This window comes from Prosthecobacter sp. (genome assembly GCF_044226605.1).
Taxonomy (GTDB): domain Bacteria; phylum Verrucomicrobiota; class Verrucomicrobiia; order Verrucomicrobiales; family Verrucomicrobiaceae; genus Prosthecobacter.
On record NZ_JBGAGS010000001.1, the window covers coordinates 448,156 to 460,935 of the forward strand.

Sequence of the window (12,780 nt, forward strand, 5' to 3'; positions counted from 1 at the left end):
CCTGCGGCACCGATTGACGCCGCCACCCAGACCGCCTGCCCGGCCGTCTGGCCTCACCGCCAGTTCAACTGCCACTCGATGGCACCCCCGGCACGCGCATGCCTGCGCCGCAGCCGGAATCCTCCAAGCAGGCACAAGCAACGAAACAGCAACACAAACACAGTACATCCAATACCATGAAAACCATCCTCACCCTCATCGCCGCAGCCTCCGTCGCCGCCCTTTCCACCAGCGCTTTCTCCGCTGAAAAGTGCGCCAACTGCGCTGCCTGCTGCAAGGCAGCCACAAAGACCTGCACCAAGGACTGCTGCAAGGGCAAGTAATCTGCCCCCGGCCAGCAACGCCGCCACCCGGTATCGGGTGGCGGCTTTTTTTGGCATGCAGCGCGGGGAGAATGCAGAGCACCCCATTCTCCGCATCGCATCTGCCTCGCAGCCAAACCATGACCGTCACCGCTGCATTGAAAGACCCGCCGGAAAGGTGCCCGCATGGGCAAAGGACTACCTTTCCGCTGCTTCTTTGAGTGCTTTGACCGACGGTGCCCCCTTGAGCTTCTCCAGCTCCGCAGCCACGATCTGAGCCCTCCGCGCCGCCTCCACCCGGTCCTTGGCTTTCGCCTGCACCATGGCCAGCTGCGCCTCCCGCAGCTTTTGAGCCACTGCGGAAGCCGGACTTTTATCTGCTCCGGTCATTTTCCAGTCCTCGGCAAAGGAGTTCACCATCCTCGCCAGTTCGCTGTCGTTCTGCTCCAGTCTCTCCATCACCTGCAGGATCTCATCCGCCGTCGCCTCGGCGCCCATCGCACTGCCGCCACCGCTCCTGGATGAGGGCCAGAAAAGCAGCGCCAGAAGACCCACGAGCACCACCGCCACCACCCCCACCGTCAGCATCAGTTGCTGCTGCTGCGTCATCGGCGCCGCAGGTTTCTTGGCAGGAACCGCGGGCTTCGCTCTTTGCGCCGGCGCCTGCGCCGGCACCGCCGGCTTGTTGGGTACTGCACTCGCAGCTTTCTTGGCTCCGAGACCAATGCCCAGATCAATCGCCATGGGATTCCCTCCGCTCTCTCCACCCTCTGCCGCCTGCTTCATTGCCACATTGATGTGCGCACGAAACTCGCCCGCGTCCTGATACCGTTTCTCCGGATCGGGGTCGATGGCTTTGGCGATGATGGCGTCCCAGCGCGTCGAGACCTTGGTAAACTCCGTCACCGACTTCCGCGGCTCCTGCGGCACCGTCCCCGTCAGCATCTCATACAGCACCACACCGGCGGCGTAGATGTCCACCCGGTGGTCCACCACACTGCCGCCACGGATCTCAGGCGCCGCGTAGTCCGGCGTGCCAAAGGGGTTCTCTTCCTCCACCTCACCCGTGTTTGGCCGCGCCAGCCCGAAGTCCGCCACCTTCACATGGTCCGCATCATTCACCATGATGTTCCCCGGCTTGATGTCGCGGTGAATGATCTGGTGCTCATGCGCAAACGTCAGCGCCTCGCACAGCTGCATCGCCAGGTTCGTCGCCTTGCGCAGCGAAAGACTCCCTTTGTGAATCATGTCATGCAGCGACTTCCCCTCGATCCACTCCATCACCAGATACAAATGCCCGCCTGCCGTGATGCCAAAGTCATACACGCCCACGATGTTCGTATGGTTCAGCTTCGCCATCGCCCGCGCCTCCACCTTGAAGCGGTCCGCAAACTCCTTCTCTCTGCCAAACTCCGGCGGCAGAATCTTCACTGCCACCCGCCGGTCCAGGCTCTCCTGATACGCTTTGTACACCGCCCCCATGCCGCCGCATGCCGCCAGTTTCTCAAATTGAAACTGCGGCAGGTAGGCGTTCATCGCCTCGATGCTTGGGACGTCAAACGAAGGCGCTTCACTGGAGATGGATGCTTCAGGCATGCCCCCTATTACCGTCCCTTTTCCCACGCCGCGAGAAAAAAACCTTAGCGAACCATCTTGAAATCAAACGCTTACTTCACCGGCTGAGCCGCCATGTCCGGAACAGCGCCGGCGTTCCCCTCAGGAGCGGCGGCCGTTTCCTTCAGCGCCTTGAGTGACGGAGCAGCCTTCAGTTTCGCCAGCCCTGCAGCCACCGCTTCAGCACGCTTCGCCGCATCCACCTTGCCGGCGGCCCTGAGTTCGCTCGCCTTCTGCAAAACCAGGTCACACTGCGCAGCGCGCATCTTATGCGCAGCATCCTTCGCCTGCGACTCGATCACATCGACCTGCGCCTGATACGCCTTGCGCAAAGTTTTCAGCACAGGCGGCCACGCCGCTTCCTGCGCATTCCCCGCCTCACGATTCGCCACATGGGAGATCTCGCTGAGAATGAAATCACGCTGCTCCGGCGTCGTGCCAGTCAGGCCCCGCTGCAGCGCCGGAATGTATTTCCCCGCCAGTTCCTTCAGTTCCGGCTCCGTGTCGATCTCCTCATTGGCCCCCCATTCACTGCCAAAATCATTCACCAGCTTCGCCAGCTCCGGATCCCTCTCCTCCAGCCGCAGGATCGCTTCTGCCGGTGTCTCCGGCGGCGGCGGCGTGACCGGCGCAGGCATCACCACCACCTCGGGGGCGGGCGTTGCCTTGGCCATCGGCCCGGTCGTCGGCTCATTCCCTGGTGCTGTGGCTGGCGCAGGCGCATTCGCAGGTGCATTCGATGGCGCAGGCCCCGTCGCAGGTGCCTCTGCCGTCATGTTTTTAGCCGGTGTCTCAGGTTGCGGCGGCTTCGTCTCCGGCTCCACCGTCGGCGGCACCACAACCACTTCATTCTTCTTTGCAGTCTCCTCGCCTTTCTTCGTCTCCGGCTGCTTTTCCGGCGCTTCAGCAGCGTGCTCGGCACTCGCCCGGCCCTTCTTCACGACCACGTCCTGAACCGGGGCAGGCACAGACCTGAACATACCGCTCAGCACAAAGCCGATCACGATCACCGCCGCCCCCACCAGCACCAGATGCAGCGGCTTGATTCCCGCCGCTGCTTTCGGCGCATCCTCCACCACTGCCACCACGCTCACCGCCTGGGACGCCTGGTTGATCAGCATCGCAATGTGGGCACGGAACTCCCCCACCTCTTGAAAGCGCTGCGCCGGGTCCGCATGCATCGCCTTGCCAATCAGTTCATCCCACCGCGCGGACAAAGGCGCATACTCCTGCACCGATCTCCGCGGCTGCTGCGGCACGCGTCCCGTCAGCATCTCATAAAGCACTACCCCTGCGGCAAAGATGTCCGCGCGCTGGTCCACCGCTCCTTTTCCCAGGATCTCCGGCGCCGCATAATCTGGCGTCCCATACGGATTCTCCTCTGCCTCCCCCGTGATCGGTCGCGCCAGGCCAAAGTCCGCCACCTTCACCTGCTCATCCTCGTTGATCATGATGTTCCCGGGCTTGATGTCCCGGTGCAGGATCTTGTGCTGATGCGCAAACGCCAGCGCATCACACAGCTGCATCGCCAGGTTCGCCGCCTTTCTCACCGGCACGCTCCCCTTCTGGATCAGCGTGTGCAGCGTCTGCCCCTCCACCCATTCCATCACCAGATACAGGTGCCCTTCCTTCGTGATGCCGAAGTCGTACACCGCCACGATGTGAGTGTGGTTCAGCTTCGCCATCGCCCGCGCTTCAGACTTGAAGCGCTCCGCAAAGTCCGCCTGCATCCCAAACTCCGGCGGCAGGATTTTGATCGCCACCGGCCGGTCCAGGCTCTCCTGCTTCGCTTTATACACCGCCCCCATTCCCCCATAAGCCGCCAGCTTCTCAAACGCATACTGCGGCAGCAACGCAGCCATCTCCTCAACGCTTGGAACGTCGAACGGCGGCTGTTGCTGGCTGGTGGAATCCTCGGACATGGGAAAAAGCGGCGGACTGTGACAGATACGCGGGTCAACGGCGAGTAAAATCAGCCTTACCGAGCGCCACATCCACGGGGAGTCATCCGCCCACCCACGGCGCAAAAAGAGACACCGCACGAAAAGCGTCAGCTCATTGTGCCTCAGTGTAATACTTTTGTCCCTCACTCAAATGCGCGAGTCCTTTTGGCGCAGATTATGCATAGGAAAAAAATCAGCACCAAAATCCCCCCCGGTGCCTGTTCCTCGCACACCCCTCAAATCCCCCGTTTATGCCTCATTCACCTGTCTCAGAAGAAAAGCTCGTTGGCTTCCCCGCACGCTGCGTCTCGCTGCGTCAGAAACTCCGCGTCTCCAAGCCCGAACTCGCCCACTGGCTTGGCGTCGGCCGTGGCTACGTGAACGTCATGGAAAAAGGCCGCCAGGCTCCTTCATGGCCCGTATTCCAGCTGATCGAAAAACTCGAGGCTGCCGCCAATCTCAAACAGCTCGCCATGCACATGCCCCAGCCAGACAGCACTTCGCCCTCCACAGAATTGGCAGGCCTTCCGCCTTCGGCCATCGAAGCCCTCGACCGCCTTGCTCAGTCCGAAGCAGCCGCCGCACCCGCACCCGCACCCGCACCCGCCCCAGCCTCCCCTCCACAAGCCCCTTCCGCCGAGAAGCCCGTCCTCCGGGAAAAAACCGCCTTCGCCCTCCGTGTCGCTGCGCTCCGAGCCAAAATGGGAGTGACGCGTCCCAAGCTCGCCCAGCGCCTCGGCGTCTCCCGCCAGTACGTCACCAAGATCGAAAACGGCGCCCACGCCTCCCTCCCCGTCATCAAGCTCATCGAAAAACTCGAAGCTGAAGTCCTCAACGAAGCCACGGACACCACTGCCGCCCCCCTTCACGAGGCTCCTCCTGCTGCCCAGGCAGTCACACCGCCCGCCCAGCCTGCCGCTGTTCAGGAAGCTCCCGCCGCTCCTGCACCCCAGCCGCTCCATCATTCCATCCCCGCAGCGCCTGTTTCCGGCATGCCCCGCATCTGCGCACTCCCAGTTCTCACCATTCCTGCCGCACGCGATCTCACGGCTCCCGGACTTGCCGCCTTCTCCGCCACCGAGCACTTCGCCTTCAGCGTCACCGACCCCGACGCTTTCGCCATGCGCCTCGCTGGCGATGCCATGCTGCCCCAGCATCACGATGGCGAGCTCGCCGTTCTTTACCCCAACAGCGTCCCCCACACCGGCAACCGCGTCATCGCCCGCCTCAGCGACTCCCTCGGCGGCGATGTCCTTTTCCGCATCTACAGCACCACGGACCACGGTCATTCCATCGTGCTCTCCAGTCTCAATCCCCTGTATCCTCCCGTCACCCTCACTCCTGACGAGATCGTCTGGATCTACCCCGTCGCCACCACCATCCGGCAGATGATGCAGTAATCCCGCCATTTCGCGCACTGCGCAGGCACTTGTATCAGCATTTCAGCTGAGCCATGAAGTGTGGACTCTTTTGCCGGGTCCACACTTTTTATGTTCCTCAGATACATCGCCCTCCTCCTGCCAGCGGCCTCGCTCTCCCTCGCCGCAGACATCTACCTCTCCCCCGCGGGTCCCATCTCCACCCCACAGGCCGCGCGCGATGCCGCACGCGCAGCTCCCAAGCCCGCTCGCATCGTCATAGCCCCCGGCTCCTACCCTCTCACCGAAACCCTCACCCTCGGCGCAGAGGACTCCCAGGTCACCTGGTCCGGCAAAGACGCCACCTTCAACGCCGGCAAACCCATCACCGGCTGGCAAAAAACCGAAGGTGGCCTCTGGAAAGCCACGCTGCCCGACACAGCCTGGACCTTCGAACAACTCTGGATCAATGGCCGCCGCGCCACCCTCGCACGCTCGCCCAACAAAGGCTACTACCACATCACCGAAGCCGTCGGTGCAGGCGTGTTCCCTGACCTCAAGGAGAACATGAACTTCCACGCTTTCTCCATCGCCAAAGAGCAGTACGACATCCTTAAATCCATCCCGCAGCCCGAACGCGACTCCGTCCTCCTCACCGTCACCCACGCCTGGGCCGTTGGCCAGTGCCGCATCAAGGAACTCAACGACGAAGTACTCGCCATCCGCATCAAAGGCCGCTCCCGCTACCCCTTCGTCGAGTTCGAGCCCGACCAGCGCTGGTGGGTCGAAAACTTCCGCGCCGCACTCGACGCCCCCGGCGAGTGGTTCCTCGACCGCGCCAAAGGCGAAGTCCTCTACATGCCCCTCCCCGGCGAGGACATGACCAAGGCCACCGTCATCGCCCCCGTCGTTGAAAAATTCATCACCCTCAAAGGCGCGCACGACGTCACTTTCGACGGCCTCTCCTTCACCTCCAGCCAGTACCTCTACCCCGCAGACGGCCTCCACGACATGCAGGCCGCCATGACCACTCAGGGCGCGATCGAGCTCGAAGACTGCACCGCCATCCACTTCACCGGCTGCGAGATCTCCCACACCGGCCTCCACGCCATCTGGTTTAAAAACGGCTGCTCCGGTTCCTCCGTCTCCCACTGCCATCTGCACGACCTCGGCGGCGGCGGCGTCTATATCGGCGAAACGAGCCGCCCTGCCGACGATCGCGTGAATCACCACATCACCATCTCAGACTCCATTATCCAGCACGGCGGCCGCCTCCACCCCAGCGCCTGCGGCGTCGTCTTCACCCACACCCAGCACAGCTCCGTCACCCACTGCGACATCGCAGACTTCTACTACACCGGCATCAGCGCCGGGTGGAATTGGGGCTACGGCGACACCGCCTCCCGCGAGACCACCGTCGAAAACAACCACATTCACCACCTCGGGTGGGCCTACCTCAGCGACATGGGCGGCTACTACGGCCTCGGCACATCCCCCGGCACCATCATCCGCGGCAATCACGTCCACCACGTCGCCAGCCACCGCTACGGCGGCTGGGGCCTCTACAATGACGAAGGCAGCGCCGACACCCTCATGGAAAACAACCTCGTCCACGACACATGGAACGCCGGCTTCCATCAGCACTACGGCTACTTCAACACCGTCCGAAACAACATCTTCGCCTTCGGCCATACCGCCCAGATCCAGGCCTCCCGCAACGAACCCCGCCTCCGCTTCCGCTACCTCCAAAACATCGTCGTCTGGGATCCCTCATCCCCTCTCCTCGACGGCGGCGAATGGAACTGGAAATTCTTCGACAAAACCGAGCGCGGCGATCCCAAAGACAGCCTCGTCTTCCGCAAAAACCTCTACTGGCCCACCGACGGCAAAATCCCCGCGAAGCTCACCAAAACAAACTTCACCTGGGACGAGTGGCGCAAGATGGGCCGCGACAAAGACAGCCTCTTTGCCGATCCCCTCTTCGAAAACCTCACCACACGCGACTTTCGTCTCAAACCCAATTCCCCCGCCGAAAAAATCGGCTTCAAGTCCTGGGACCTCACCCTCGCCGGAGTTCGTAAAACCGACGCCGCCTGGCGCACCCTCGCCGCAGAAGGACACGACTACCCCACCTGGGACACCGACGCCAAACCCTGGCCCGCTCCCGCCTACAAGATCGATCAAGACTTCGAACACGCCGGCCTCGGCACCCTCGGCATTCGCGGCGCCAAATACACCCACGAAAACAAAGGCGAGAGCATCGGCGTCACCAATGAAGTCTCTTCCCCATTCAACTCCTCCTCTGGTTCTGAACCAACCACTGCAAACAATCGCAAACCACCGCAAACAACCGCAAACGCCCCCACATCCTCACAGCGCTCCCTCAAAGTTCAGGACGCCCCCGACCTCAAACACAGCTACGATCCCATCCTCGACATCTACCCCACCACCTGGGACACCGGCATCTTCCACATTCAGTTCGATGTCATGGCCCAGCCCGGCGCCGACTGGTTCTTCGAGATCCGCGGCAAAAACGGCGACTTCGGAAATGGCCCCTATCTCCGCTGGCAGAAAGGCCAGCTCTCCGCCAGCACCGACGGCAAAGTCCAGCTCCTCAAAATCCCCGCCAACGAATGGTTCCGCGTCTCCCTCACCGCCACCACCGCCGCAGGCAAATGGTGCCTAGAGATCACCCGTCAAGACGGCACCAAGCATTCTTTCCCTGACCTGGTATGCAAGCCCGAATGGACCAGCGCCAGCTACATGCTCTTCAGCGCATTAGGAACGACAAAGACCGCCTTCTTCATTGATAATTTGAAGCTGGAGCAGCTCAAATAACAACGAGGCGCCAATGCCGGTCATGCAGTTTTCTTGGTGTAGCCCAACCCCGTTGCGGCTTTCATAAACTGGCGTCCCGGAGAAACGCGACAGCGTCTTGGACTGCGGTGGCAAAGATGCAAGGCGCAAGCCTGCATCGACGACACCGCTTTCGCAAGGTTTAGAGTCTTCGGGGCACCTTATGCCACCACTCGCTGTGACCATCCGCTCGCACCTCGCGAAGCGCGTCCCCCCCCCCCTGTGCAGCTCTCAAGCCCGCTGACGTACAAACTCCGGCCGCTCCGCAGAACCAGTTCCATCCTCTGCCCATGATGTAGCCAGAAGTTCACTGTCACATAACACGCATATCATCTCCTTACCGAACCGCGTAGCGGTGCCACAACCGTAGCCGTGGGTGCCAACCCACGGTCACGCATTCACGATCGTCCCCATCCTGTGGAACCGCGTAGCGGTGGCACAAATCTCTGCCCGCGCCCGGCGCTTCAAAAAAACGCGCACCACGTATCGGAGTGGCAGCTTCAGCCGGTCTGCGGCTCTGCGCCCTCCAAATCTCGGCGGTACAAACTCCGCCCACCGCACATCCTCTGCTCTCCTATTCCCATCTTAAAAAACAGCGTCTCCTTTTCTCCATTCTCACCCAAACCTCATTCCTCGAAACGAGGCACCCCAGCCCGCATTCGCCGTCAATAGTTCTCCAGATTCATATCAAACGGGTCTTTCTTGAAAATGATCCCCTGATTACAAATCCGCACGCGGCTCATGCCTCCGACAAACTCTTTCCGGCCCAAAAATTTTCCATCAGGCGCTCGAACAAAAGGATCCACCGCGACGGACAACACGATGATCCCCGGCTTTACTGGCTTCGCTCCCAGATAAACCTCATAATGCCGGTCCCTGCCGTAGAGAGCACCCGCGGGCTGGCCATTTTCATCAAAGAAAACCACGTAAAGATTGCGTCCTATCAATCGCACAGGAAACTCTCCCCACTTGGAAGCATGTGCAGCTGATTTTGTCAGCGCCGCATCAATGGGCGGCAGTACCTCATCGGCGTTGAGAACCCTCACTTTGCGATGGCCCAAGCGCTCAGCAAAAGCAAATCGTGTCGCGTTGACAAGGTGCGTTCTAACTTGCCGATGAGCCTCGTTCCCTGAGTTGTCAATAAGCGGCCCCTCAAGCGGCAAGGTTGAAACAATCGCCTCAAAATTCCTGTCAGCCTCCAAGGACCGTGTCGTTTTTGAAGCGCAGCTTATGAGAGCCAGGGCGACAACAGAATACACGACCCAACAAATGGAGCGCACCTTGGAATAACCGGAAAGTTGCATGTCCAGTTCGTACGTGAACCCCTTCAATTGTTCATTCATTGTTCTTCCAAAACCAAACTCCCCACCTCAAACTTGGCCCGGCTCCGAGTATTCCGTGGTTCAAACATCCGGTACCTTCATCCTTCGCCCATTCGCTCGTAAAACAACCTTAGCCGCTTCGCGGTGTTATCGCCATCCCTCCATCTCATTATCTCCCCATCTGATTGTCTCATTGTCCTCCCCATCCCCCCTCCCCGCGATGCTCCGCAAACTCCTCTTCTGGTCCCACCTCATCGCAGGCCTCATCACCGGCCTCTTCATCTTCCTCCTCTGCCTCACCGGAGCCATCCTTGCCTTCGAACTCCAGATCGTTGACTACGCCGAGCGCGACCCACGGGCGCAGCCACCCTCACCCACCGCCGCGCTCCTCTCCCCTCAGGAACTCCTCGCCAAAGCCGGCCCTCAAACCGCGTCCACACTCCAGTATGCCGAATGGTTCTCAGACCCCGGCATGCCCGTGCGCTTGATCAGCAAAACACGCACCGCCACCCAGATCAACGGCTACACCGGCGAGATCCTCGGCACCGGCGCCCCCGGCCTCCGCGCCTTCATGAAGTGGACCACCAATCTCCACACAGACCTCGTCTCAGGCCACACCGGAAACTGGACCATCGCCATCGCAAACACCGCCTTCGCCTTCCTTATCCTCTCCGGTCTCTGGCTCTGGTGTCCCCGCCAGTGGCGTTGGAAAGCCCTCCGCAACTCCCTCGCCATCCGCTTCGACGTCAAAGGCAAAGCCCGCGACTGGAACTGGCACAACGCCCTCGGCTTCTGGTTCCTCCTCCCCCTCCTCTTCATCTGCCTCACCGGCTTCGTGATGTCATTCCGTTTCGCCGACCAATGGTGGCGCAGCTTCGGCGGCACCCAGGTCCTCGGCCCCTCGATCGCCCCCACAAAACCCACCCCACACGCCGAACCCGCCACCACCTGGCCCGCCTGGATGCACCGCATCCAGCAGCAATACCCCGGCTGGCGCTCCATCCTCCTTCAAAACGGCGGCAAGCCAAACCCCAACGGCATCCTCGCCCTCACCGTCAAATACGGCACCTTCCGCCAGACCACCCGCTCCCTCGACATCAAGTTCGACACCCACAGCGGCCAGATCATCGAAGAGCGTGGCTGGAGCAGCGGCGACGGCTCCGGCCGCGCCCGCTCCATCGTCCGCCTCGGCCACACCGGCGAATTCTTCGGTAACTGGGGCCAGTTAGCTGGCCTCCTCTCCTGCCTCGCCGGCCTCGTCCTCGTTTACACCGGCTTCGCCCTCAGCTGGCGCCGTTTCTTCCCCTCCAAAGCCCCAAGGCCCGCCGCCTAAATCCCGCCGAAAAAGCCGCTCCCTCCCACAAACTCAAACAAACCTCAAAACCTCTTAATACCACATAATAATATCTTTCCACATGCAGCACCCCATTCCGGCAGTACGACAGACACTCCTGTCTGTCGAACCCAGCGCTCCCACCATCTCCCCCGCCACCAAACCATCACAAAGCAGTTTTGCAGTACCGGCTTTAGCCGGTCCGGTTCCCCGTACGTAGTTCGGGCTTCAGCCCGTCTGCCGCCCTTCCATTCCACCGCCCTCTTAAGCCCAATCAAACTTTAAACTTCAAACCTTAAACTTTAAACTCTTCCCCTCCGTCCAAAAACCCCTCCCTCCCGCCTCTCACTGTCTGTCTCCCCATGACTCGCCTTCTCCTCTTCACTTTCACCCTCACCGCAGCGCTAACGCTCACGCTAACCCTCCCAGCCCAAGCCGCCACCGAGGCAGACATCTGCATCTACGGCGGCACCAGCGCCGGAGTCATCGCCGCCGTGCAGGCATCCAAAGAAGGCCGCACCGTCGTCCTCGTCGAGCCCGGCCAGCATCTCGGCGGCATGAGCGTCGAAGGCCTCGGCGGCACCGACATCGACAACCACAAAGAATTCCAAAACAGCCCCGCCGTCGGCGGACTCACCCTCGAATTCTACCGCCGCATCAGCGCACGCTACCACCGCGAAGCCAAGTTCGATGCCATGGTGCAGCAGCGTTCGAAAAACTCATCCCTCTGGGGCTTCGAGCCCCACGTCGCCGAATCCGTATTCGACGACTGGGTCAAAGAATCCCCCCGCATCACCGTTCTCCGCGGCCACCGCCTCAAAGAAAAAGACGGCGTCACCAAAACCGGCACCCGCATCACCGCCCTGCATTTCGAAAACGGCGCCGAAGTCCGCGCCAAGATGTTCATCGACGCCACCTACGAGGGCGATCTCCTCGCCTTCGCCGGCATCAGTTTCACCCTCGGCCGTGAAGGCAACGCAAAGTACCACGAAACCAAAAACGGCATCCGCACAGACACCCGCCACGGCCAGCTCGATAAACGCATCGATCCCTACACAACCCCCGGCGATCCCACCAGCGGCATCATCTTCTCCGTTCAGGACTCACCCCTCGGTCAGCACGGCACCGCAGACGAAAGCATCCAGGGCTTCGCCTTCCGCCTCTGCCTCACCAAAAACGCCGCCAACCGCATCCCCATGGAAAAGCCCCCCGGCTACGATCCCGCGCACTACGAGCTTCAGCGCCGCTACATCGCCGCGGGCGGCATCATCTCACCACCCGGCGCCAATGTCCCCAATGGCAAGACCGATCCAGGCTCCTGGCACTCCCTCGCCGGCAACTTCACCGGTTGGAATCATCGCTACCCCATCGCCACCTACGCCGAGCGCGAGCACATGCTCCGCACCAGCCGCGACCACATCCAGGGCGTCTACTGGTTCATGGCACATGATACCAGCGTCCCCGAGGCCCAGCGCGCCACCTGGGCCTCATGGGGCCGCTGCAAAGACGAATTCACCGACAACGACGGCTGGCCCCGCATCTTCTACATCCGCAACGGCCGTCGCATGCTCAGCGACTTCGTCCTCACCGAAGCCCACGCCCGCAAAGCCAGCCCCGAGCCCGTCACCGACAGCGTCGGCCTCATCTGGTGGCCGCCAGACCTGCATCACGCCCGCCGCATCATCAAAGACGGCCGCGTATGGAATGAAGGCGCCGTCTTCGATGAATCCAAAGACCCCGACTGGCTCCCTTGCGGCATCCCCTACCGCTCACTCGTCCCTCGCTCCACCGAGTGCACCAATCTCCTCACCCCCACCTGTCCCTCCTCCAGCTACGTCGCCTACGGCGCCTACCGCATCGAGTTCACTTTCATGATCGCCGCCCAATCCTCCGCCACCGCCGCCTCCATCGCCCTCGATCATCAGTCCGACATCCAACAAGTCCCCTACTCCGAGCTAAAAACCCACCTGCTAAAAAGCGGCCAAATCCTCTCCCCACCCCAGCCCTAGCAGCCCCCATTCCGACTTCCGTTTATTCCGTGTATTCCGTCGC

8 protein-coding genes are annotated in these 12,780 nt (G+C 61.4%); 5 read left to right on the top strand and 3 right to left on the bottom strand.

Going from position 1 to position 12,780, the window contains the following annotated elements; all coding sequences use genetic code 11:
* The first annotated feature begins 176 nt into the window (after positions 1–176).
* Positions 177–323: a hypothetical protein gene (locus ACILSO_RS01560; protein WP_395735592.1), complete on the top strand. Its 147-nt coding sequence runs from the start codon at positions 177–179 to the stop codon at positions 321–323.
* A 177-nt stretch (positions 324–500) separates the two neighbouring features.
* Here the strand turns inward: ACILSO_RS01560 and ACILSO_RS01565 are convergent, their stop codons facing one another.
* A complete protein-coding gene (locus tag ACILSO_RS01565; protein ID WP_395735593.1) occupies positions 501–1,898 on the bottom strand; it encodes a serine/threonine protein kinase in 1,398 nt (465 codons plus the stop codon).
* Between the two features lie 71 nt (positions 1,899–1,969).
* On the bottom strand, positions 1,970–3,838 hold the full coding sequence (locus ACILSO_RS01570) for a serine/threonine-protein kinase (RefSeq protein WP_395735594.1): 1,869 nt from the start codon (positions 3,836–3,838) through the stop codon (positions 1,970–1,972).
* Between the two features lie 272 nt (positions 3,839–4,110).
* Between ACILSO_RS01570 and ACILSO_RS01575 the strand changes: the two genes are divergently transcribed.
* The gene (locus ACILSO_RS01575) at positions 4,111–5,259 is read left to right on the top strand and encodes a helix-turn-helix domain-containing protein (RefSeq protein ID WP_395735595.1); all 1,149 of its coding nucleotides are present in this window, start codon (positions 4,111–4,113) and stop codon (positions 5,257–5,259) included.
* 90 nt (positions 5,260–5,349) lie between these two features.
* Entirely contained in the window at positions 5,350–8,055 is a 2,706-nt protein-coding gene (locus ACILSO_RS01580; protein ID WP_395735596.1) for a right-handed parallel beta-helix repeat-containing protein, read from the top strand.
* A gap of 683 nt (positions 8,056–8,738) precedes the next feature.
* On the opposite strand, the gene ACILSO_RS01585 is transcribed toward ACILSO_RS01580, so the two are convergent.
* A complete protein-coding gene (locus tag ACILSO_RS01585; RefSeq protein ID WP_395735597.1) occupies positions 8,739–9,416 on the bottom strand; it encodes a hypothetical protein in 678 nt (225 codons plus the stop codon).
* Between the two features lie 199 nt (positions 9,417–9,615).
* On the opposite strand from ACILSO_RS01585, the gene ACILSO_RS01590 reads away from it, so the two are divergent.
* Positions 9,616–10,728, top strand: coding sequence for a PepSY-associated TM helix domain-containing protein (locus ACILSO_RS01590; RefSeq protein ID WP_395735598.1), 1,113 nt, complete (start codon positions 9,616–9,618; stop codon positions 10,726–10,728).
* Positions 10,729–11,090: 362 nt separating this feature from the next.
* Entirely contained in the window at positions 11,091–12,737 is a 1,647-nt protein-coding gene (locus ACILSO_RS01595; protein WP_395735599.1) for an FAD-dependent oxidoreductase, read from the top strand.
* The last annotated feature ends 43 nt before the right edge of the window (positions 12,738–12,780 follow it).

Excerpts from the sequence above, each read along its gene's own strand:
- ACILSO_RS01560 (WP_395735592.1), top strand. The coding sequence starts at position 177 with ATGAAAACCATCCTCACCCTCATCGCCGCAGCCTCCGTCGCCGCCCTT.
- ACILSO_RS01565 (WP_395735593.1), bottom strand. The coding sequence starts at position 1,898 with ATGCCTGAAGCATCCATCTCCAGTGAAGCGCCTTCGTTTGACGTCCCA.
- ACILSO_RS01570 (WP_395735594.1), bottom strand. The coding sequence starts at position 3,838 with ATGTCCGAGGATTCCACCAGCCAGCAACAGCCGCCGTTCGACGTTCCA.
- ACILSO_RS01575 (WP_395735595.1), top strand. The coding sequence starts at position 4,111 with ATGCCTCATTCACCTGTCTCAGAAGAAAAGCTCGTTGGCTTCCCCGCA.
- ACILSO_RS01580 (WP_395735596.1), top strand. The coding sequence starts at position 5,350 with ATGTTCCTCAGATACATCGCCCTCCTCCTGCCAGCGGCCTCGCTCTCC.
- ACILSO_RS01585 (WP_395735597.1), bottom strand. The coding sequence starts at position 9,416 with ATGAATGAACAATTGAAGGGGTTCACGTACGAACTGGACATGCAACTT.
- ACILSO_RS01590 (WP_395735598.1), top strand. The coding sequence starts at position 9,616 with ATGCTCCGCAAACTCCTCTTCTGGTCCCACCTCATCGCAGGCCTCATC.
- ACILSO_RS01595 (WP_395735599.1), top strand. The coding sequence starts at position 11,091 with ATGACTCGCCTTCTCCTCTTCACTTTCACCCTCACCGCAGCGCTAACG.